Genomic DNA, 22275 nt, shown 5'->3' with positions numbered 1-22275 from the left:
AGGGGCCAAGTCAACCTGGCTAAGTCAAACGCGGCAGCATCAGCCATGACCAGTGAGTTGGGCGACATCGGATTCGGCTATCGGCCACGCGCCGCCTATGCCTGCGATCCGGCAAACTCGCGCGGACGGCTGTTCGACGAGGTGGAGAGCCCGACCCGCACGCCATTCCAGCGGGACCGTGACCGTATCATCCATTCGACGGCCTTCCGGCGGCTGAAGCACAAGACGCAGGTCTTCATCGCCCATGAAGGCGACCACTATCGCACCCGGCTGACCCATTCGATCGAAGTGGCGCAGATAGCGCGCGCCCTGGCACGGGCGCTGCGCGGCGACGAGGATCTGGCCGAGGCGGTGGCGCTGGTGCATGATTTCGGCCACACGCCCTTCGGCCACACCGGCGAGGACGCGCTCAACGAGAAGATGGCCGCCTGGGGCGGCTTCGACCACAACGCCCAATCGCTACGCATCGTGACAAGGCTGGAGGCGCGCTACGCCGAATTCGACGGGCTCAACCTGACCTGGGAAACGCTGGAAGGCCTGGTCAAGCACAATGGGCCGCTGACGGATGCCAACGGCAAGGGTCTGAAAGGGCCGGTGCCACAGGCGATCCGTGATTATTCGCAACTGCACGATCTCGAACTTGACCGGTTCGCCGGCATCGAGGCGCAATGCGCGGCGATCGCCGACGATATCGCCTACAACACGCATGACATCGACGACGGGTTGAGGGCAGGGCTCTTGACGCTGGACATGCTGGAGACGGTTTCGCTGCCGGGAACGATCCTGAAAGGCGTGCGCGAACGCTATCCCTCCCTCGATGCCGTGCGCACCGGCCACGAACTGATGCGGCGGCAGATAACGGCCATGGTCGAAGACGTGATCAGGTCGACGACCGCCAATCTCGATCGCATCAGGCCGCCGAGCGCCGATGCAGTGAGGGCAGCTGGCGAGACGATGGTGGTTTTCTCGGCCGAAATGGCTGCCCTGGAGAAGGAACTGAAGGCCTTTCTGTACAAGCACCTCTACCGGCACGCGGAGGTTATGCGGGTGCGCGCGGATGCCGAGCAGATCGTCAAGGATCTGTTCGACGCCTATTTCGCCGATCCGCGCGCCATGCCGGACGGCTGGCGCGAGGGGCTGGATCGGGCCGATGATCGCATCAAGGCGCGCAGCGTCGCCGACTTCCTGGCGGGTATGACCGACACCTACGCGCTCAAGGAACACCGGCGTTTGTTTGACCATACGCCTGAATTGGGCTAGGGCGGGCTCGATTTTGCCGGCCAACGGGCCGGATTCGCTGCAAAGCCGCCAGAGCCAGACCCCAGAGTCAGACAAATGAACATCTTCGCCGATTTCACCGCGCGAATCATAAAAGCCGTCGAAGCGCTTGATTTGAAAGACAAAGACGGCATTTCGCCTGACCTGTCGCGCATTGCCGTGGAGCCGCCGCGCGACGCCAGCCATGGCGACCTGGCGACCAATGCGGCAATGGTGCTGGCCAAGCCGACCGGCCAGAACCCGCGCGCGCTGGCCGAAAGACTGGCGCAGGCGCTGCGCGACGACAAGGATGTCGCGGCAACAGAGGTGGCCGGCCCCGGTTTCGTCAATCTCAGGCTGAAGGACGGCTTCTGGCAGACACATCTGACCGCACTGCTCGGCGAGGGCCGCAACTATGGCCGCTCGACGGTTGGCGGCGGCAGGAAGACCAATGTCGAATATGTCTCGGCCAATCCGACCGGACCGATGCATGTCGGCCATTGCCGGGGTGCTGTCGTCGGCGACGCACTTGCCAATCTGATGGCCTTCGCCGGTTACGACGTGACCAAGGAATACGTCATCAACGACGCCGGCTCGCAGATCGACGTGCTCGGCCGTTCCGCATTCCTGCGTTACCGCGAAGCGCTGGGTGACGACATCGGCGAGATTCCGGCCGGGCTTTATCCGGGCGATTACCTGGTGCCAGTCGGCCAGGCGCTGGTCGCGGAATTCGGCCGCTCGCTTCTGCAGATGCCCGATGACGAGGCGCTCGCCATCGTCAAGGACCGCACCATCGATGCGATGATGGCGATGATCCGCGAGGACCTGGCGATGCTCAACGTGCATCACGACGTGTTCTTCTCCGAGCGCACGCTGCACGCCGACAATGCCAGGAAGATCCGCTCCGCGATCAACGATCTGACGCTGAAGGGCCATATCTACAAGGGCAAGCTGCCGCCGCCCAAGGGCGAGAAACCCGACGATTGGGAGGACCGCGAGCAGACGCTGTTCCGCTCGACCGCGGTCGGCGACGACATGGACCGGGCGCTGGTCAAGTCGGACGGCTCATTCACCTATTTCGCCGCCGACGTTGCCTATCTCAAGGACAAGGTCGATCGCGGCTTCGTCGACCTGATCTACGTGCTCGGCGCCGACCATGGCGGCTACGTCAAGCGGCTGGAAGCCCTGGCGCGGGCGATTGCCGGCGAAGAGGTCAAGCTCACCGTGCTGCTTTGCAATCTGGTCAAGCTGTTTCGCGAGGGCGAACCGGTGCGTATGTCGAAGCGGTCGGGCGATTTCGTGACGCTGCGCGAAGTGGTGGAGGAGGTGGGCCGCGACGCGATCCGCTTCATGATGCTCTATCGCAAGAACGATGCGCCGCTGGATTTCGATTTCGCCAAGGTGACCGAGCAGTCCAAGGACAATCCGGTGTTCTATGTCCAGTACGCCTCGGCGCGCTGTCATTCGGTGTTCCGGCAGGCGAGCGAGCAACTGGGCGAAGCCAATTTCGACCGCAACAGCCTGGCATCCGCCGCGGCATTGCTGACCGACGAGGGCGAGATCGGCCTGATCCGCAAGCTTGCCGAATACCCGCGGCTGATCGAGTCCGCCGCCCTTGCGCTCGAGCCGCATCGGCTGGCATTTTACCTCTATGATCTGGCTTCCAGCTTCCACGGGCACTGGAACCGTGGCACGGATAATCCGGACTTACGTTTTGTTAAGGTTAACGACCGACAATTGACGCATGCCAGACTAGGGCTGGTGCAGGCTGTTTCGGACGTTTTGACGTCCGGCCTGACGTTGATCGGGGCCGCCGCGCCCACTGAAATGCGTTAGGTTTGACTAAATAACCTGTCACCTTTTGCCCACATTGCGCTGGTAAGGGCCAACCCTACGCGACGTCCATGGCGTCCGAATGAGTGCGAGTTCGGGAACAATAATGGCAGACAGAACCCAGCTGAGAGTAGCCGACAACAACGACATCGCTGAGGATGATCCGTTCGCGGAACTGACCAGGATCATGGGATTCGACCCGCGCCAGCCGGTCAGGCCGCAATCGCCCGCCCAGCCGCAGGCCCCAGCCGCCGATCACGGGCTCGAAGAGGGCGATTTCGATATCGATCTCGAGAAAGAAATGATGGGCGAGTTCGGCGCTGACGACAGCGACGCCGCTCCGGTTGTCCAGGCTCATGAGCCGACTTTCGTGCATGAGCCGGCATTCGAAGCGGCTGACGCCGGCGCGATGGACGACGAGCTTTCGGTGTCGCTCGACGACGATTTCGAACTGGACATGGCTGAGATCGACGACCACGTCGCCGGCGCCAGCCATGCGGTCGCCGCTGAGGCCGTGCCGTCCGTCGAGCCCGCTTTCGCGTCCGATATTGGCGTTGCCGTCGCCGGTTCGCTCGAGGACGTGTCCCCCTTCGAGGACGATCAGTCGATGGCGGACGAGCTTGCCGCCTCGCTCGACCAGGACCTTCGGATCGATGAGGAAGCCGAAGAGGCCCTGTACAGCGTTGCCGATACGCCCGCTTCTGTCGAGCCGGTTGCCTCCGATGACGAATTCGACGATGCGGTGGCAATGTCGCTTGAAGACGAGCTGATGCTCGACGACCATTCGGCGGCGGAACAGTCATTCATGGCCGCAGATCCCCTCGAGCATGCCATGCCGGAGCAGGCGGCGGCGCTTGACGGCCAGGCAATCTCCGACGAGAGCTTTGCTGGCCTCGACGATGCCATGGCCGATGTCGACATGGATTTCGACGTTCGCGCGGATGAGCCGATCGCCTTCGACGAGCCGGAAGCGCATGAAGTGCTTGCCGATGCTGCGGACTCAACAAGCGAGATTTCCAGCCCTGAAGGCCTGTCGGACGATGCCTTCGACCTGAACTTTGAAGATTCGTTCGCCGAAACGGTCGAAGAGCCGGTCGCCGAAGTTGCTGCCGCTACGATCCAGCCGGCGGCGCCAGAAGCCAATGTCGCGCCGGCGGTGCACGCCCCGATTGCGGACGAACGGAGCCTGGAAGACGAGTTGAATGCGCTGCTGGGCGCCATGACTTCCCGAACGGCGCCGGCGGCCAGCGAGTCGGTCACGGCTCAGCCGGCTGTCGCTGCCCCGCCGCCTGTTGCCGAGCCTGCCGAGGAACCGGCCGACCTTGTCGGCGACCTCGACTGGGATCTTGACGAAACCACGCCTGAGCAGAATCGACATGTTGGCACGGCCCAAGCGGCCGACGCGGATATTGACGATCTTATGCTTGATGAACTCCAGGATCCGAACTCGGACACCATTGGCGATGTCGATTTCGACGATGATGCGTTGGACGCGGCTTTGGCCCAGGGCCTTGATCCGCGTGACGAAGCCGCTCCCCGGGACAATTCGGCGGATTCTTTCGATTGGCTTGCGGAGCGTTCCCAACCGACAGAGCCGACGCGTTCGTGGAGCCGCGTGACGCCGGTTCCGCAGCAGCCGTCATTCAGCACGCAGCCTACGTTTAGCGCTCAGCCGGCCGCTTCGGTGGCATCATCCATGGCCGCAGCGCCGGCAGTCGCCGCCATGACGTCCTATGGTTCGTCCGAGCCGGTCGAAACCTTGGCTCCCGCTGCCCCAGTATCGGCGCCGCAATCGCGCCAGCCGGCGCGTTACGAAGACATGCCCGATGTCGAGACGGTCGATGTGCCCGAGCGTGTCGTGGCGCTGGCGGACGATCTCGATATCCCCGAACTGCACTTCGAGGAAGACCAGCCGGCGTCGCCTGGCTATGACGATCTCGATGCCGAGTTCTCCAGCCTTCTCTCCGAGATGAACGCGGTGGAGGTCGCTGCCGCTCCCACAGGCAACGCGGCCGGCGCGTCTTACGATGATGGCTCCTATGCCGCGGGCTTCAAGCCGGGCTATGACAGCCTCAAGCCGGGCTATGACGGGGTCAAGCCGAGCTATGACGGGGTCAAGCCGGGCTATGATGGGATCAAGTCGGGCTATGAGCCGGAAGCGCGAACCTATGCGGCGCGGCCGATGGAAATGTCTGCCCGCGCGGCGCCGCCCACGGGTTATGCCGACGCCTCGGGCTACGACCTCGACAACCTGCCGGGGAGCCAGCCGGCTTCCCAAGCCGATGATTTCACCGTCGATGAACTCGACTACGATCCCGAACTCGACGAGGAGATGGCTGTTCCGGGTCTCGGCGAGCGTGAGGCCGCAAGGCCGTCGCGCGGACGCGGCCTGTTCATCGCCGCGATTGTCGGCGCGGTCGCGGTCGCGGGCGGTCTCGGTGCCTTTGCGCTGTCCTTTGGCGGCAAGGGCGGCAGCGAAGCGCCCGTCATCGTCAAGGCCGACAACGCGCCGATCAAGGTCAAGCCGGAGAATCCGGGCGGCGCCGTGGTGCCCAACCAGGACAACAAGGTCTACGACGCGGTCAGGGGCGCCAAGCCCGCCGAGCCGGTCCAGGAAAAGCTGGTCACCAACACCGAAGAGCCGGTGGACGTGCAGGCGAAGGACCCGGCCCGCGCCATCGATCTTTCGCCGGACCAGAATGCAGCCGGCGCTGGAACCGATGTCGGCAATGCCGCGCCGATGGCCGGCGCTGCTTTGGCCGACAATACGGCGCCAGCTCCCAAGTCCGAGGACCGCATCGCGCAGGTGCTGCAGGATGCAGACAAGGGTACAAATGCCGATGTCGTCGCCATTGCACCGCGCAAGGTGAGGACTATGGTGGTCAAGTCGGACGGTTCGCTGGTGCCGCGTGAAGATCCGGCGGCGCCCGCCGCTCCGCAAGTGGCCGCTACCGAGCCGGTCGATCCGGCGCCGCAGCATGTCGCCCCGGCGGCGCAAGCCGATGCCGACCAGACCGGTACCGTGGCGCCTGCCGCCGCCCAGGCGGACGACGAGCCGGCCCTCAAGCCGGTGGCCAAGCCGAAGGCCGAGGCCAAGGCCCAATCGGCCAACACGCCGGCAAAGGTTCCGCTCGCGCCGCAGCGTCCGTCCGACCAGCCGGTCGATGTCGTCGGCGAGGTCAAGCCCGATCAGGTTGCGTCCATCGATCCGGCATCGACCGCGGCCGGCGGTGGCTCGTGGTCGATGCAGATCGCCTCGCAGCCGACCGTCGAAAGCGCCCAGTCCAGCTATCAGGATCTGCAGCGCCGCTATGGCAGCGTGCTTGCCGGGCGTACCGCCAACATCGTCAAGGCCGAGATCGCCGGCAAAGGCACGTTCTACCGCGTGCGCGTTCCGGCCCAGTCACGCAATGACGCGATCAATTTGTGCACCAGCTACAAGGCCGCCGGCGGCAACTGCTTCGTCTCGCGCTAAAGCCGGAGCCAACCGATTGAAAGCCGGCGCGGTCCACCGCGCCGGCTTTTTTCATGGGGAAAGCAGATCCGGCGTTGCCCTGGATGAATCCCTGGCGATTCCCTTTGATCGCACAAAGCCCTAAACTGCCGACATGACCGAATCAAAATCCATGATCCTCGGCTGCGCCGGGAAATCGCTCACCCGCGAAGAAATCAATTTCTATCGCAATGAATGCCCGTGGGCCTTCATCCTGTTTGCGCGCAACATCGGCGAGACCGAACAGATCCGCGATCTGGTCGCCGAGATGCGAGACTGCATAGGGCGTCCGGACGCGCTGGTGTTCATCGATCAGGAAGGCGGCCGTGTGCAGCGCTTGCGGCCGCCGCTGGCGCCGAACTATCCAGCCGGCGGCGCGCTGGGCGCGCTGTGGCGCGACGATCATGATGCCGGCGCCCGCGCGGCCTGGCTGATGGCGCGGCTGCATGCTTTCGACCTGTTACGCTACGGCATCACAGCCGATTGCCTGCCGGTGCTCGACGTGCCGATCGAAGGCGCCAGCGATGTCATCGGCGCGCGTGCCTACGGCAAGGACCCGCGACCCGTGATCGAGCTCGGCCGCGCAGCCGCGGAAGGGCTGATATCGGGCGGCGTGCTGCCGGTCATGAAGCATATTCCGGGCCATGGACGTGCCTTTGCCGACACGCATTTTGAACTGCCAGTGGTCAATGCCTCGCTCAGTGATCTGCAGCGGCATGATTTCGCCCCGTTCAAGGAGCTTAGCCACCTGCCGATGGCGATGACAGCGCATGTCGTCTACAGCGCGATCGACCCGAACAATCCGGCGACCACCTCCGGCAAGGTCATCGACGAGATCATCCGGCGCGAAATCGGCTTCGACGGACTGCTGATGAGCGACGACACATCGATGAAGGCACTTTCTGGGGATTTCCCGACAAAGGCGGCCTCGATCCTTGCGGCGGGCTGCGATCTGGTCCTTCACTGCAACGGCGTTTTCGAGGAGATGGCCGGCATCGCATCGCGCACCACTGGGCTTGAGGGCACGTCGCTGGAGCGCGCCAAGCGGGCGCTGACCTATATAAAGGACCGTGACACGGTCGAAGAAACCGAAATACGCGCCGAATTCGCCACCTACTTCGATGCGGTGGCATAGCAAGGGAAAGTGACAGGCAGTGGCGGAGACATTGGAAAGCAAGGCCGCGAAGGCCGCACCGATGGACCGTCTGTGGGCCGAAAATGACGATTCACGCGTCACCGGCGACCCGTCGCTGGTCGTCGACGTGGCCGGCTTCGAAGGTCCGCTCGATCTTCTGCTGCATCTTGCCCGCACCCAGAAAGTCGATCTGGCGCGCATTTCGATCCTGGCGCTGGTCGAGCAATATCTGACCTTTGTCGAGACGGCGAGGGCGCTCAGGCTGGAGCTTGCCGCCGACTATCTGGTGATGGCGGCATGGCTGGCCTTCCTCAAGTCCAAGCTCCTGATCCCCAAGCAGCCAGGCGACGAGGGCGAAAGCGGCGAGGAACTGGCGGCGGTGCTGCAGTTCCGACTGAAGCGGCTGGAAGCCATGCGCGACGCCTCGGCGCGTCTGGTCAACCGCAACCGGCTCGGCCGCGACGTGTTCGCGCGCGGCATGCCGGAAATGGTCATCATCGAAAAGCGCAACGCCTATTCTGCCTCGCTCTACGATCTCTTGACCGCCTATGCCCAGCAGCGCCAGAAGCAGGCGATCAACAATGTGACCATCGCCAGGCGCGGTGTCTGGTCGCTCAAGGACGCGCGCGACATCCTGACCCGCCTTGTGGGAGCCGTGAGCGACTGGACGACGATGGAGAGTTTTCTGATCGCGTACATGACCAGTCCCGAGGAGCGGCGCACGGCGATCGCGAGCTCGTTCGCTGCCACGCTGGAACTGGTGCGCGAAGGCAAGATGGATGTACGGCAGGATCAGACGTTCGCGCCGATCTACCTGCGCGGCCGAACGCAGACAATCAAGGCAGTCGAGGTGGCATCATGAGCGAACGCGCCAACGCTTCGGTTGTCCCGTTCAAGATCGGCGATGAACCCGAAGAGGGCCCGCTTTCCCAGGATCCGGCCGAGCAGCAGCTACAAAACCCGGCCGAACGGCTGCATCTGGCCGAGGCTGTGCGCATGGCCGAGGCGATCGTGTTCGCCAGCGCCGAACCCGTCAGCGAAAAGCAGCTTGCGGCACGCCTGCCGGACGGCATCAACATCGCCCTGGCCATGGCCGAACTGCAGCAGATCTATGCGCGGCGCGGCGTCAATCTGGTGCGTGTCGGCGATGCCTGGGCGTTCCGCACCGCCGGCGACCTGGCTTTCCTGATGAGCAGGGATACCGTCCAGCAAAGGAAGCTCTCCCGCGCGGCTCTCGAAGTGCTGGCGATCATTGCCTATCACCAGCCGGTGACGCGTGCCGAGATCGAGGACATCCGCGGCGTCGAAACCTCGAAAGGCACGCTCGACACGCTGCTGGAAACGGAATGGGTGCGCATGCGCGGCCGGCGAAAGACACCCGGACGCCCGGTCACCTACGGCACCACGGAGACCTTCCTCGACCATTTCGCGCTGGAAGAGATCCGCGATCTTCCCGGCATGGAGGAACTGAAGGGGGCCGGCCTGCTTTCGGGCCGCATGCCGTCGAATTTCTCCATTCCGCAGCCTCCGGCCGATCCCGATGCATTGACCGACGACGAGGATGCGCTGACCGATATCGATCTCGAGGAACTCGGCCTGCTGACGCCGCGCGTCACGGAAGATTGACTGGCATTGGCGGCCGATCTGTCGAGGATGCGCGGATTCGTAGCGGGGCCGCCGCGTCGAAAATGCGTGACATCCGCCACCCTTTCATAAACTCTGTCGCAGTTGTGTTTGAATCCCAACGCGAAAACGCATAGATCATCGCCAGGGAAAACATTCGAGAGAGATTTGCTATGGGTTCATTTTCGATTTGGCACTGGATGATCGTGCTGGTGATCGTGCTTTTGGTGTTCGGCCGCGGCAAGATTCCCGAGCTGATGGGCGACATGGCCAAGGGCATCAAGAGCTTCAAGAAGGGCATGGCCGACGACGACGTTGCCGAAGACAAGCGCACCGTCGAACATCGTGCCGACGAGACCGTTGCGGCCGCGAAGGAAAAGGCCAGCAAGAGCTGAGCCCAAAGGTTCTAGTCGGAACAGAGTGTCATGTTTGAAGTCGGCTGGACCGAAATGCTGGTCATCGCGATCGTCATGATCGTGGTCGTCGGGCCCAAGGATTTGCCCAATATGCTGCGCACCTTCGGTCGCACGACGGCGAAGCTGCGCGCCATGGCATCCGATTTCCAGAAACAGTTCAACGAGGCGCTGAAGGAAGCCGAGCTCGACGACGTCAAGAAGTCCGTCGACGAGCTCAGGGGCATGAGCCCGATGGCCGAGATCAGGAAGCAGCTCAATCCGTTCGAACAGGCCGCGGCCGACGTTCGCTCCGGCGTCGACGCGGCGATGAAGCCGAAGCCGGTAGCCGATCCGGCAACGCCAGCCGCTTCGACCCCGCAGGCGGCCGAGCCGCTGAAGAACGGTGCAACGACCATGCCCGGCGTCAACGGACCGGAAGCAGCGCCGGCAGCGCCGATTTTCCCGGCGATGACCGACGAATCGGTGGTGACGTCATCAGTGCCGACGACACCCGTCGTGGCGCCGAAGGCGTCCACGGCGAAGAAGGCAGCCAAGCCTGCACCGTCAAGGGCGACGCCGGCTATAAAGGCTTCGGCAAATGGCGCTAAAGCTCCTGCAAAAACGGTCACCGCTAAGGCCACGCCTGCGCCCAAGGTGCCAGCGAAGCCCGCGACGGCGGCAATGCCTGAAACGCCCAGGGCCAAGACGCCCGCTGCGGCCAAGGTGATCGCGTCCAAGACCGTAGCGACCAAGACGGGGGCGAAAATCGAACCGAAACCTGCTGCGGCCAAGAAGCCGGCGGCCAAGAAGACGGCTGGAGCCGCCAAGTGAGCGTTTCGGACACCGAAAAGGACGAGATCGAGAAATCGTCGGCGCCGCTGATGGAGCATCTGATCGAGCTGCGCCGGCGGCTGATCTGGTCGCTGGGCGGTTTCTTCGTTGCCTTCCTGGTCTGTTTCTTCTTCGCCAAGAAGCTGTTCAACCTTCTGGTCGTCCCGTTCAAATGGGCGACGCAGTGGGCAGGCCTCGATCCGCACAAGGTCGAGTTGATCTACACGGCGCCGCAGGAATTCTTCTTCACGCAGGTCAAGCTCGCCATGTTCGGCGGCATGGTGATCGCCTTTCCGCTGATCGCCACGCAGATCTACAAATTCATCGCGCCCGGCCTCTACAAGAACGAGCGCAACGCCTTCCTGCCGTTCCTGATCGCGTCGCCAATCCTGTTCCTGATGGGTGCGTCGCTGGTCTATTTCTTCTTCACGCCGATGGTGATGTGGTTCTTCCTCGCCATGCAGCAGGCCGGCACCGACGATCAGGTGCAGATTTCGCTGCTGCCAAAGGTGTCGGAATATCTCAGCCTGATCATGACGCTGATCTTCTCCTTCGGCCTGGTGTTCCAACTGCCGGTGGTGACCAGCCTGATGACACGCGTCGGCATGCTGTCGTCCAAGGGGCTGGCCGAGAAGCGCAAATGGGCGATCGTCATCGCCTTCGTCGTCGCGGCGGTGCTGACGCCGCCCGATCCGATGAGCCAGATCGGCCTCGCCATTCCGACCATCCTTCTCTACGAGGTCTCCATCTGGGCTGCCCGGCTGATCGAGCGCGATCAGGAAAAGCAGCGCGTGGCACGCGAGAAGCAGGACGCGGCGGAAGAGGTCGCCGAGAAGAAGCCGGCGGACGCGTCCTCCACCTGAACGGCGCCGCCGCGTCTGGTCAGCCTCGATAGGAATTTTTTCTTGACCTGGTGAGGGCAGCTATGCTATGATTCTCGGTATGGTGCCGACTTGCGCCAGCGACCCGCCGTAGAGGCGGGTTTTTCATTTCAGGCTCTCCTCCGCCCTCAGCCGAAAGCGCGTCAAAGCGTGATCGCATGCTTGCGTTCCCCATGCCCCATCTTGCATCGATCGAGGATGCGGTTTACGCCCTCTGGAACGCATCGCACTGAAAGCGATGCGTTTCAGTTTTGTTTGAAGCATGTCGTTGTCCCAAACCGCTGCGCACTTTGGGCGACATGCTACCCCGGAGCGTTCAAACCATGCTTGACATCAAATGGATTCGCGACAACCCGAAGGCCCTTGTCGAGGCGCTGGTGAAGCGCTCGTGGTCGGCTGACGAGGCGCAGTCCACGGTCGGCGGGCTGATCGCCTCGGACGAGGCGCGGCGCGAACACGTTACCGAGCTACAGACCAAGCAGGAGCGCCGCAATGCCGCGTCGAAGGAGATCGGTAACGCCATGCGTTCGGGCGATGCCGCCCTGGCCGAGACGCTGAAAGCCGAAGTCGGCGAGATCAAGGTCTTCATCCAGAACGGCGAGGCGCGCGAACGCGAGCTCGACAAGGCGCTGAACGACGCGCTGGCGGTGCTGCCCAACGTACCGTTCGACGACGTGCCTGTCGGCAAGGACGAGCACGACAATGTCGTCAAGCACATCGTCGGCAAGGTACCGACGCGGCCGAACTGGGTGAAGGAGCACTTCGAGATCGGCGAAGCGCTCGGCATGATGGATTTCGAGCGCGCGGCAAAGCTGTCGGGCTCGCGCTTTACGGTGCTGAAAAACGGACTGGCGCGGATGGAACGCGCGCTCGGCCAGTTCATGCTGGACCTGCATACGACCGAACACGGCTACGAAGAAGTGATCCCGCCGTTGATGGTCAAGGACGATGTTTTGTTCGGCACCAACCAATTGCCGAAGTTCGAGGAAGATCTGTTCTTCACGCCGCACGGGGAGGGCAGGCTTGGCCTGATTCCCACCGCCGAGGTCCCACTCACCAACCTTGTGCGTGAGGAAATCACCGCGCATGAAAAACTGCCGCTGCGCTACACCGCGCTGACACCGTGCTTCCGTTCGGAAGCGGGCTCGGCCGGGCGCGACACGCGCGGCATGCTGCGCCAGCATCAGTTCTACAAGGTCGAGCTGGTGTCGATCACCGATCAGGAATCCTCACTTGCCGAGCATGAGCGGATGACGCAATGCGCCGAGGAAGTGCTGAAGCGGCTCGGCCTGCCGTTCCGCACCATGACGCTCTGCACCGGCGACATGGGTTTTGGCGCACGCAAGACCTATGACATCGAGGTCTGGCTGCCCGGCCAGAACGCCTATCGCGAAATCTCGTCCTGCTCGGTGTGCGGCGATTTCCAGGCACGCCGCATGGACGCCCGCTACAAGGACAAGGACGGCAAGGGCAACCGCTTCGTCCACACGCTCAACGGCTCGGGCACAGCCGTTGGCCGCGCGCTCATCGCCGTCATCGAAAACTACCAGAACGAGGATGGCAGCGTAACCATTCCTGAAGTGCTGCGGCCTTACATGGGCGGTCTGGAAAAGATCGAAGCGAAATAATGCGTATCCTCCTGACCAATGACGACGGCATTCATGCCGAGGGCCTGGCGTCGCTCGAACGCGTCGCACGTACGCTGTCCGACGATGTCTGGGTGGTGGCGCCCGAGCAAGACCAGTCCGGCTATGCGCATTCGCTGTCGATCTCGGAGCCGCTGCGGCTGCGCAAGATTGGCGAGAAGCATTTTGCCGTGCGCGGCACGCCGACCGATTGCGTCATCATGGGCGTCAAGAAGATCCTGCCTGGCGCACCCGACCTGATCCTGTCCGGCATCAATTCGGGCGCCAACATCGCCGACGATGTCACCTATTCCGGCACCGTCGCCGGCGCCATGGAGGGCGCGCTGCTCGGCATTCGCTCGATCGCGCTCAGCCAGGGGTACAGCTATGTCGGCGAAGATCGCGTCGTGCCCTACGAGACGACGGAGGCGCTGGCGCCGGCGCTGCTGAAGAAACTTGTCGCGACGCCATTGCCCGACGGCGTGCTGCTCAACGTCAATTTTCCCAACTGCACGCCCGAGGAAGTCGCAGGCACGGTGGTCACCTCGCAGGGCAAGCTCGTGCACTCCCTGTGGGTCGACGAGCGCCGTGACGGGCGCGGCCTGCCTTACTACTGGCTGCGTTTCGGCCGCGAGCCGGTCGAAGGCAAGCAAGGCACCGACCTCTACGCCTTGCGCAACCGGCTGGTGTCGGTGACGCCGCTGCAGCTCGACCTTACCGCCCATGAAATCCGTGACCAACTGAGCAAGGCGCTCGCATGAACCAGGGCCTCCCGATCGACGACCGCGAAGGTTTTGCCGCCTTTCTGCTGCGTCTGCGCGGCCGGGGGACTGTGCCGAAGGCGCTGATCGCGGCCTTCGAGGCGACGCCGCGGCGCGGCTTCCTGGCGGCCCAGTTCCATCAGATCGCCTGGTCGGACCGCATGCTGCCGATCGAATGCGGCGAGGCGATCGAAGGCGCCGACATGCAGGCGGCGGTGATCGCCGCACTTACCATCGAGCAGGGCAACCGCGTGCTCGAGATCGGCACCGGCTCGGGCTACACCTCGGCGGTGATGTCGCGGCTGGCCGCTCGGGTCATCACCACCGATCGCTACAAGACGCTCGCCGAGCAGGCGCGGCAGCGCTTCGAGGCGCTCGGCATCGGCAATGTGATCGTGCGCCACGCCGATGGTTCCGGCGGGCTGCCGAATGAAGGGCCATTTGACCGCATCGTCGCCTGGGCCGCCTTCGACAGCCTGCCGCGTTTCCTGCTCGACCAGTTGTCGAGCGGCGGTATCGTCATCGCTCCGATCGGCCCCGAAGAGGGCGAACAGGTGCTGGCCAAGCTGACCAAGGTCGGCAGCCGCTTCGAGCGTGAAGACATCGGCCTCGTTCGCCTGCAGCCGATCCTGCGCGGTGTTGCCGCTATTATCTAGCGCGGATGTCGATGTTCGGCCGCGTCGTGCGCCCGTCTTCGACCCCGGCTGGCCTGACCCGAAATCTTCGCACGGCTCGCTCTCTAATATTTTAAGAAAAATTGCGTCGGATTCCATGAGGTTAACCGTCGAGTAACATTAACGCGCTTTAATCATGCCTAGTTTGTACCGGGTATGTGCGGGTTAGTGCGATGCAACTCAGTGTTTTGAAGACAAACGGTCGCAATCTGGCGCGAGGCTGCGCCATTCTGATGGTCGCGGGTGCTGCTGCGGGGTGCAGTTCCCAGGTTTCGCGGTTCAATGGCGTCGACGACGTCTTTACATCCTCGACCAACAATCAGCGCGCCATCATCAACAAGCAGGATGCCGTACAGCAGCCCTATCCGGGCGATGTCGCCGCCGCTCCGATCGATGGCAGCCATACACAATCGGTCAGCCGCTCCAGCCTCGAGCCGGTCTCGACGCGGCCGCTGCCGCCGCCCGTTGCCCAAGCGCAGCAGGCGCCGGCATCGAAGCCGGTGCGCACCGCATTGGCCCCGGCACCGCATGTCGACAGGACCACGACCGGCACCGTCGCTCCGGCGGCGTCGCCTTTCAAGGTTTCGCAACCTGACGAACCCCGCGTGGCTGCTTCCGGCACTCCGCATGCAACCGAGATCGTCGTCAGGGACGGCGAAACGATCGGCGGCCTGGCGCAGCGGTACAAGGTGCCGTCCGACGTGATCATGAAGGTCAACGGGCTGAGCGCGACCAAGGGGCTGAAGACCGGCCAGAAGCTGGTCATCCCGGCCTATGCCTATTCCAGCAAAGGCGAGGCGAAGGTCGCGGATGCCAAGCCGGCGAAAGACGGCAAGCACAACCTGCCGGCCACTGCGCCGGACAAGGTCGCCGTTCTGCCGCAGCAGCCGAAGCCTAAGGAAGGCAAGTCCGCCGCTCAGGTCGACGCGTCGGCCGCAGCAAACCAGCCCAAGGAGCCCAAGCCGCAGGTTGCCAAGACGACCGGCGCTGCCGGGACCTACACGGTCCAGTCGGGCGACACGATGTCTTCGATTGCCAGGAAGACCGGCGTCGGCGTCGTTGCTCTAAAGCAGGCCAACGGGATGAAGGACGGACTGCTCAAGATCGGCCAGACCCTGAAGGTGCCGGCCGGCGGAACCGCGACCGTCGCCGCTGCCAAGCCGGCCAAGGTCGATCCGGTGACGACGGCCACCACGCAGCCCGCGGCAAAGACCACGCCGTCTGAAACGCTGGCGTCCTACACGCCGCCGAAAAAGGATTCGAAGGTCATCCAGCAGGCCGAGGCCGACGATGCCGTCGCGCCAGACGCCACCGGCATCGGCAAGATGCGCTGGCCGGTGCGCGGCCGCGTGATTTCCGGTTTCGGCTCGGGCAAGGACGGCGTCGATATCGCCGTGCCGACGGGCACGCCAGTCAAGGCGGCCGAGAACGGCGTCGTCATCTATGCCGGCGACGGCCTCAAGGAATTCGGCAACACGGTCCTGGTGCGCCACGAGAACGGCCTGGTCACCGTCTACGGCCACGCCAGCTCGATCGAGGTGCAGCGCGGCCAGAAGGTCAAGCGCGGCCAGGAGATCGCGCTGTCGGGCATGAGCGGCACGACGGACTCGCCGAAGCTGCACTTCGAAGTGCGCAAGAATTCGGCGCCAGTCGATCCCTCCGGTTATCTCGAATAGTCGGGGCTGTTTCGAATAGAAGAAAAAAAGCAATTTGCGGGCCGTCTGACCTCCAGTCCGGCCCGCCGGCTCAGCCCGTTCCGAAAGGAGCGGGCTTTTTCAGTTCCGGTGCGACGCGCCAGTCTTCAAGCTTCAAAGATGGTCGCGCAGAGTGTCGGCGATCATGACGCCAAGGCTGCTGGCCTTGACGCCGAGAAGCGTCTCCGCGTCGGAGGAATCGACCAGCAAGGGTTTGTCGAAGAGGTAGCTCATCTCGATAAGCTCATGCATGCCCAATGCTTCCATTTCGGAGATGGAATAGGAGCGTGTTCCTGGAATTTCACGGTGAAGCATTGCCGCGGTCGCCCGGATGAGTTCCCGGGATGGGGCGTGTTGCGATGGAACATGGAACGCCCGTCCCCATTCGCCCGTGTAGCGCGAGGCAGCGACCAGTGTCCTGGCCACGTCCTTCGTGAAGGACCAGGCGTGAGTTGCGTCGAGGTCGCCAATGAAAGCCGTCGGTTTCCCTTCGATTATGGAGGGCAGCGCGACCAGTGAGAAAGAGCTGATCGCGCCATGTCCAAGATAATCGCTGGACCGCACTTCGACGGCCGGCACGTCCGCACGGACCGCCCGCTGCCACATGATCGTCCGCGCGGTTCCTTTCTTCGAAGTCGGATCCAGAGACAGGTCGGAGTGAAGCGGGCTTTCGGCATCTTTGCCATAGCCATAGAGGTTTCCGAGCACCACAAGCTTCGCTCCGACCGCTTCGGCAGCCCGCACGGTGCCGTCGATGATTGGGAAAAAGTCGGTCGGCCAGCGGTGATAGGCAGCCATGGCGCACATGAAGATCGCGTCGGCGTTTCGGCTGATACGCGCCAGTTCCGCGGCATTGGTGGCGTCGGACTGCACGGTCCGGACGTTTTGCAGCGCGTTCGAACCGACACTCCGGCTCGTCAAGACAACATCATGGCCTTCTTCGCCCAGAAGCCGCGCGGTCTCGCGACCAACCGGGCCTGCTCCCACAACAACATAGAAACTCATGGCATAACCTCTCATCCAAGTTTTATGGAGAGGCGTAGGTACATAGCCACGGCATTGAAAATCGCGCGGGAATTGCCAAGTCTTGAACAGGTTTTGCCATGAATCGAGAAAGCATGCTCTCGCAAGTCGCCCCGGCCCGATCCCCGTCCGACGTAACATTGGCCTCCCGGCATGTCGAAGCCGGGGTCCATCGTCTGCTCCGGGCGCCACACCATCGCATCATGGTGCATGCAAGTGCCGCGACGCGCTCCTACTGCCATGAGGTTCGACGATATTTCGTCAGGCGCGCCGGCGATATCGACCTGGTGCCCGCCGGTCAGGAGGGTGGGTTCGAGGCTGAGACCCCGTTCGACACGATCGAGATCGCGTTACAACCGGCCTTGATGGAAAGGGTGGCAGCCGAACTTGGCGGCAAGGCGCGCGCATTGCCGCTCGGCACACGTCACCTGCTTCGTGACCAGCGCATCGAACACCTCGCGCGAGCACTGGAGAGCGATCTCAATGCGAAGGCGCCGGGCGGGTCGTTGTTTGTCGACAGCATCGGCGCCGCGCTCGCTGTGAGGCTGCTTGGCCTCGATGAACCTGATATCGATCGCGCGAACCGGTTGTCGGATACTCAGCTCAAGCGCGTGCTGGAGCATATCGAGGTTGCGCTGCACGAGCCTCTCTCGATCCATCGACTGAGCCGGGTTGCCGGCGCCAGCAGTTCGCACTTGCGGACATGGTTCAAGGCGGCGACCGGCTTCACCCTGCACCGCTACGTGCTACGGCGTCGCGTCGAACGCGCACGCGTCCTGCTGCAGCAAGGCGATCTCAGCACAAGCGAAGTGGCGGAATTGACGGGCTTCGCGCACCAGTCACATCTGGCGCATTGGATGCGGCGTGAGATCGGCCAAACGCCGCGTGATTTGCGGCGGTCGCAGCCGCCCAAATGATCTTGTCATCGGATGGCGTTGGCGACGCTATCCAACGCATCAGTCCTTCAGCGGTTTGCCGAGCCGGCCAGCCAAATCCTGGGTGAACTGCCAGGCGACGCGGCCCGAGCGGCTGCCGCGGGTGGTCGCCCATTCCAGTGCTTCGGCGCGCAGCGTGTCGGGATCGATTGTCAGCCCGTGATGGCGGACGTAGCCATCGATCATGTCGAGATACTCGTCCTGCGAACATTTGTGGAAGCCGAGCCATAGCCCGAACCGGTCGGACAGCGACACCTTTTCCTCGACCGCTTCGGACGGGTTGATCGCGGTCGAGCGTTCATTGTCGATCATGTCGCGGGGCAACAGATGGCGGCGGTTCGAGGTGGCGTAGAAGATGACATTGGCTGGACGGCCCTCGACGCCGCCTTCGAGCGCTGCCTTGAGCGATTTGTAGGAGGTGTCGTCATGGTCGAAGGAGAGGTCGTCGCAAAACAGGATGAAGCGGAAGGGCGCCGCCTTCAGCAGACCCATCAGCTTCGGCAGCGTGTCGATGTCCTCGCGGTGGATTTCGATCAGCTTCAACGGCAGGTCGGACCTGGCCTTGGCGTTGATTTCCGCATGCACGGCCTTGACCAGCGACGATTTGCCCATGCCGCGCGCGCCCCACAACAACACATTGTTGGCCGGGTAGCCGGCAGCGAAGCGTTCGGTGTTGTCGACAAGGATGTCGCGGACACGGTCGACGCCACGGATCAGTCCGATGTCGACGCGGTTAACCCTGTGCACCGGTTCCAGATAGCCCGGATCGGCCTGCCAAACGAAGCAATCGGCCTCGCGGAGGTCGGTTTGAGGCACCGGCGGCGGAGCGAGGCGGCTCACTGCTTCGATCAGCCGGTCGAGTTTCTGGTTCAGGGCCTCAATGCTGCTGTCGGTCATGTCTGTCTTTTGTTTTCGCGTTTTTGATGTCTTGGGGCGTGAAGCTGCCCGATTCCGCCTGATACAAAACCGGTTGCAACCTTTTGTTCGAGCGTGATCTTTTCGCGATCATGCTCTAACACGGCTCAACAGGCCGGAAAAGCAGCCGATTTGGCCGGCCGCGCAGTTGCATTGACAACTTTACCGACTATATTCCGGCCAAATTTCAAGGGGCCGCCAGATTGGCGGCTGTTTTCAAAATTCAGGAGTACCTCGATGTTCGTGACACCGGCATACGCCCAAGGCGTCGGCGCTTCTCCCGACATGTTCATCAGCATTTTGCCGTTTGTCCTGATTTTCGTGATCATGTATTTTCTGATCATCCGGCCGCAGCGCACGCAGCTGAAGAAGCGCGGCGAGATGCTGGCCGCGGTCCGTCGCGGCGACACGGTCGTCACCGGCGGCGGCTTCGTCGGCAAGGTGACCAAGGTGATCGACGACAACGAGCTCGAGGTCGACCTCGGCAATGGCTTGAAGGTGACGGCGCTGCGCTCGACGATCGCCGATGTGCGCGTCAAGGGCGAGCCGGTGGCCAACCAGAACGCCAAGAAATAATCCAATTTTAGGCGGAGCGATCCGCGGACACGCTCTGACGGACGACGCCATATGTTGTATTTCTCGCGCTTCAAGATGATCCTGATCTGGGTGGCCGTGGCCATCACGGTGATCCTCGCCGCGCCCAACCTGTTCTCCGCCAGCACGCTGGCGCAGCTGCCCAACTGGGTGCCGAAGCGGCAGATGACGCTCGGCCTCGACCTGCAGGGTGGTTCGCACATCTTGCTGGAAATGAACCAGAACGATCTGATCAAGGACCGGCTGGAGACGACGCGCGACGAAATCCGCACGCTGCTGCGCGACGCCAAGATTGGCTATACCGGCCTTGCCGGCACCGGGCGGACCCTGCAGGTTCGCATTACCGATCCCGCCCAGATCGATGCCGCCAAGACGGCGCTGAAGACGCTGACCGATCCGGTCGCCGCCGGCCTGTTCACCGGCGGTTCCGTGCAGGAAATGACGCTCGACGATTCCGAGCCCGGCCTGCTCAAGTTCAACGTCACCGATGCCGGCATTAAATACCGCACGTCGACCGCGCTGACGCAGTCGATCGAGGTGGTCGAACGCCGCGTCAACGAACTCGGCACGACCGAACCCATCGTGCAGCGGCAGGGTGACGACCGTATCCTTGTCCAGGTGCCGGGTCTTCAGGACCCGCAAAGGCTGAAGGAAATCCTCGGCCAGACCGCCAAGCTGACCTTCCAGATGGTCGACCAGTCGATGCCGGTGCAGGACGCGCTCAACGGCCGTCCGCCTGCCGGCTCGTCGGTGCTGTATTCGCAGGACGATCCGCCGGTTCCGTATCTGATCGAGAACCGCGTCATCGTCTCGGGCGAAAACCTCGTCGATGCGCAGGCGACCTACAATTCGCAGAACAACGAGCCGGTGGTGTCGTTCCGCTTCGATTCGAAGGGGGCGGCGCGCTTCGGCCAGGCCACGGCGCAAAATGTCGGCAAGCTGTTCGCCATCATCCTCGACAACCAGGTGATTTCGGCGCCGCAGATCCGCGAGCCGATCCTCGGCGGCACCGGCCAAATCTCCGGCAATTTCACCGCCCAGAGCGCCAACGATCTCGCCGTGCTGCTGCGCGCCGGCGCACTGCCGGCGACGTTGACGGTGATCGAAGAACGTACAGTGGGTCCGGGCCTTGGCCAGGATTCGATCCATGCCGGCAAGGTCGCCGGCATCATCGGTTCTATCCTCGTCGTTGCCTTCATGTTCGTCGCCTACGGCTTCCTCGGCTTCCTCGCCAACATCGCGCTGGCGGTGCACGTGGCGATGATCGTCGGCGTGCTCTCGCTGCTTGGCGCGACGCTGACCTTGCCTGGTATCGCCGGTATCGTGCTGACCATCGGCATGGCGGTCGATTCCAACGTGCTGATCTACGAGCGCATCCGCGAGGAGCGGCGCGCCGGCCGCTCGGTCATCCAGGCGATCGATACCGGTTTCACCAAGGCGCTGGCGACCATCGTCGATTCCAACATCACCTCCCTGATCGCCACCGTGGTCCTGTTCTATCTTGGTACCGGTCCGGTGAAGGGCTTTGCCATCACCTATGCCATCGGCATCCTGACGACCGTCTTCACCGCCTTCACCTTCACCCGTCTGCTGGTCTCGATCTGGCTGCGCCGGGCTCGCCCGAAGGAATTGCCGAAGGCGCCGGTGACCTTCGTTCCGCCCGGCACCAAGATCCCCTTCATGGGCATCCGTCGCTGGACGTTCACGCTGTCCAGCGCACTTTCGATCCTGTCGGTGGTGCTGTTCATGACCGTCGGCATCAACTACGGCATCGATTTCAAGGGCGGTTCGCTGATCGAAGTGCAGGCCAAGAGCGGCAATGCCGATCTCGCCGACCTCCGCGCGCGGCTGACCGAACTCAACATCGGTGAAGTCCAGGTGCAGCAGTTCGGTACGCCGAACGACGTGCTGATCCGCGTCGGGACGCAGGATGGTGGCGAAAATGCCGAGCAGACCGTCATCGACAAGGTGCGCGGCGAGCTGCAGGATAATTATGACTTCCGCCGCGTCGAAGTGGTGGGACCGACCGTGTCCGGCGAGCTCGCCAAGCAAGGCACGATCGCCATGCTGATCGCGCTGCTCGGCATCCTGATCTATGTCTGGTTCCGCTTCGAATGGCAGTTCGCGGTCGGCGCCATTGTGGCGACGGTGCACGATGTGGTCATGACGCTCGGCTTCTTCGTCATCTCCGGGCTGGAGTTCAACCAGTCGTCACTGGCGGCGATCCTGACGATCATCGGCTATTCGCTGAACGATACGATCGTGGTCTATGACCGTGTCCGAGAGGATCTGCGAAAATACAAGCGCATGCCGCTGCCGCAACTCCTGAACAACGCCATCAACGAGACGCTGTCGAGAACGACGCTGACCTCGGTGACGACGATCCTGGCGCTGCTGGCGCTGGTTCTGTTCGGTGGCGAGGTGATCCGCTCGTTCACCATGGCCATGCTGTTCGGCGTGATCTTCGGCACCTATTCGTCGATCTTCATCGCCGCACCGCTGCTGATCCTGTTCAAGCTGCGGCCGCAGGCTTCAGCCGACGAGGAGAAGCCGGTCAATGGCGGCAAGGCGGTCGCGACCTGACGCGCCCCCCCGAAGAGGTTTAA

Annotated in this window: 18 protein-coding genes; 16 read left to right on the top strand and 2 right to left on the bottom strand. The window is 63.2% G+C overall.

Annotated features, from left to right (window positions below; genetic code table 11):
- The first annotated feature begins 45 nt into the window (after window positions 1-45).
- The 13 genes from AC0L2D_RS00595 to AC0L2D_RS00535 all read left to right on the top strand — a co-directional run bounded on the left by AC0L2D_RS00595 (window position 46) and on the right by AC0L2D_RS00535 (window position 16184).
- Complete coding sequence (locus tag AC0L2D_RS00595) at window positions 46-1260, top strand: deoxyguanosinetriphosphate triphosphohydrolase (RefSeq protein ID WP_013531289.1); 1215 nt, start codon at window positions 46-48, stop codon at window positions 1258-1260.
- A gap of 75 nt (window positions 1261-1335) precedes the next feature.
- On the top strand, window positions 1336-3093 hold the full coding sequence (argS, locus tag AC0L2D_RS00590; RefSeq protein WP_013531290.1) for an arginine--tRNA ligase: 1758 nt from the start codon (window positions 1336-1338) through the stop codon (window positions 3091-3093).
- Between the two features lie 103 nt (window positions 3094-3196).
- Complete coding sequence (locus AC0L2D_RS00585; protein WP_473540099.1) at window positions 3197-6565, top strand: SPOR domain-containing protein; 3369 nt, start codon at window positions 3197-3199, stop codon at window positions 6563-6565.
- A 133-nt stretch (window positions 6566-6698) separates the two neighbouring features.
- Window positions 6699-7718 carry a beta-N-acetylhexosaminidase gene (gene nagZ, locus AC0L2D_RS00580; protein ID WP_013531292.1) on the top strand — a complete coding sequence of 340 codons (1020 nt, stop codon included), beginning with the start codon at window positions 6699-6701 and terminating at the stop codon, window positions 7716-7718.
- A 61-nt stretch (window positions 7719-7779) separates the two neighbouring features.
- The gene (locus tag AC0L2D_RS00575) at window positions 7780-8580 is read left to right on the top strand and encodes a segregation and condensation protein A (RefSeq protein ID WP_013531293.1); all 801 of its coding nucleotides are present in this window, start codon (window positions 7780-7782) and stop codon (window positions 8578-8580) included.
- Entirely contained in the window at window positions 8577-9344 is a 768-nt protein-coding gene (gene scpB / locus AC0L2D_RS00570; protein WP_275952911.1) for an SMC-Scp complex subunit ScpB, read from the top strand. Before AC0L2D_RS00575 ends, scpB begins: the two co-directional genes overlap by 4 nt.
- 170 nt (window positions 9345-9514) lie before the next feature.
- Entirely contained in the window at window positions 9515-9736 is a 222-nt protein-coding gene (locus tag AC0L2D_RS00565; RefSeq protein WP_013531295.1) for a twin-arginine translocase TatA/TatE family subunit, read from the top strand.
- A 30-nt stretch (window positions 9737-9766) separates the two neighbouring features.
- Window positions 9767-10567 (top strand): Sec-independent protein translocase protein TatB, encoded by an 801-nt coding sequence (gene tatB, locus AC0L2D_RS00560; RefSeq protein ID WP_473540098.1) that lies wholly within the window; start codon window positions 9767-9769, stop codon window positions 10565-10567.
- Window positions 10564-11430, top strand: coding sequence for a twin-arginine translocase subunit TatC (tatC, locus tag AC0L2D_RS00555; RefSeq protein ID WP_013531297.1), 867 nt, complete (start codon window positions 10564-10566; stop codon window positions 11428-11430). Before tatB ends, tatC begins: the two co-directional genes overlap by 4 nt.
- A 341-nt stretch (window positions 11431-11771) precedes the next feature.
- Complete coding sequence (gene serS, locus AC0L2D_RS00550) at window positions 11772-13076, top strand: serine--tRNA ligase (RefSeq protein WP_024503849.1); 1305 nt, start codon at window positions 11772-11774, stop codon at window positions 13074-13076.
- Window positions 13076-13834 carry a 5'/3'-nucleotidase SurE gene (gene surE / locus AC0L2D_RS00545; protein ID WP_024503850.1) on the top strand — a complete coding sequence of 253 codons (759 nt, stop codon included), beginning with the start codon at window positions 13076-13078 and terminating at the stop codon, window positions 13832-13834. Before serS ends, surE begins: the two co-directional genes overlap by 1 nt.
- Window positions 13831-14490, top strand: coding sequence for a protein-L-isoaspartate(D-aspartate) O-methyltransferase (locus AC0L2D_RS00540; RefSeq protein ID WP_027160428.1), 660 nt, complete (start codon window positions 13831-13833; stop codon window positions 14488-14490). The genes surE and AC0L2D_RS00540 overlap by 4 nt, the downstream gene beginning before the upstream one ends.
- Window positions 14491-14681: 191 nt before the next feature.
- Window positions 14682-16184, top strand: coding sequence for a peptidoglycan DD-metalloendopeptidase family protein (locus tag AC0L2D_RS00535; protein WP_063168116.1), 1503 nt, complete (start codon window positions 14682-14684; stop codon window positions 16182-16184).
- Window positions 16185-16316: 132 nt separating this feature from the next.
- On the opposite strand, the gene AC0L2D_RS00530 is transcribed toward AC0L2D_RS00535, so the two are convergent.
- Complete coding sequence (locus AC0L2D_RS00530) at window positions 16317-17207, bottom strand: NAD-dependent epimerase/dehydratase family protein (protein ID WP_473540326.1); 891 nt, start codon at window positions 17205-17207, stop codon at window positions 16317-16319.
- 113 nt (window positions 17208-17320) lie between these two features.
- Here AC0L2D_RS00530 and AC0L2D_RS00525 point away from each other — a divergent pair, with 113 nt between their 5' ends.
- Window positions 17321-18142 carry a helix-turn-helix domain-containing protein gene (locus tag AC0L2D_RS00525; RefSeq protein WP_473540097.1) on the top strand — a complete coding sequence of 274 codons (822 nt, stop codon included), beginning with the start codon at window positions 17321-17323 and terminating at the stop codon, window positions 18140-18142.
- Between the two features lie 39 nt (window positions 18143-18181).
- Here AC0L2D_RS00525 and AC0L2D_RS00520 read toward each other — a convergent pair whose 3' ends face one another.
- Window positions 18182-19057 (bottom strand): ATP-binding protein, encoded by an 876-nt coding sequence (locus tag AC0L2D_RS00520; RefSeq protein ID WP_024503854.1) that lies wholly within the window; start codon window positions 19055-19057, stop codon window positions 18182-18184.
- A 255-nt stretch (window positions 19058-19312) separates the two neighbouring features.
- Here AC0L2D_RS00520 and yajC point away from each other — a divergent pair, with 255 nt between their 5' ends.
- On the top strand, window positions 19313-19651 hold the full coding sequence (gene yajC / locus AC0L2D_RS00515; RefSeq protein WP_013531305.1) for a preprotein translocase subunit YajC: 339 nt from the start codon (window positions 19313-19315) through the stop codon (window positions 19649-19651).
- A gap of 51 nt (window positions 19652-19702) precedes the next feature.
- Window positions 19703-22252, top strand: coding sequence for a protein translocase subunit SecDF (gene secDF / locus AC0L2D_RS00510; RefSeq protein WP_063172318.1), 2550 nt, complete (start codon window positions 19703-19705; stop codon window positions 22250-22252).
- Window positions 22253-22275 lie beyond the last annotated feature (23 nt).

The organism is Mesorhizobium sp. WSM4833 (genome assembly GCF_055811095.1).
Note: the sequence above shows the minus strand (reverse complement) of the source record. Positions and strands in the feature narration are given on the sequence as shown.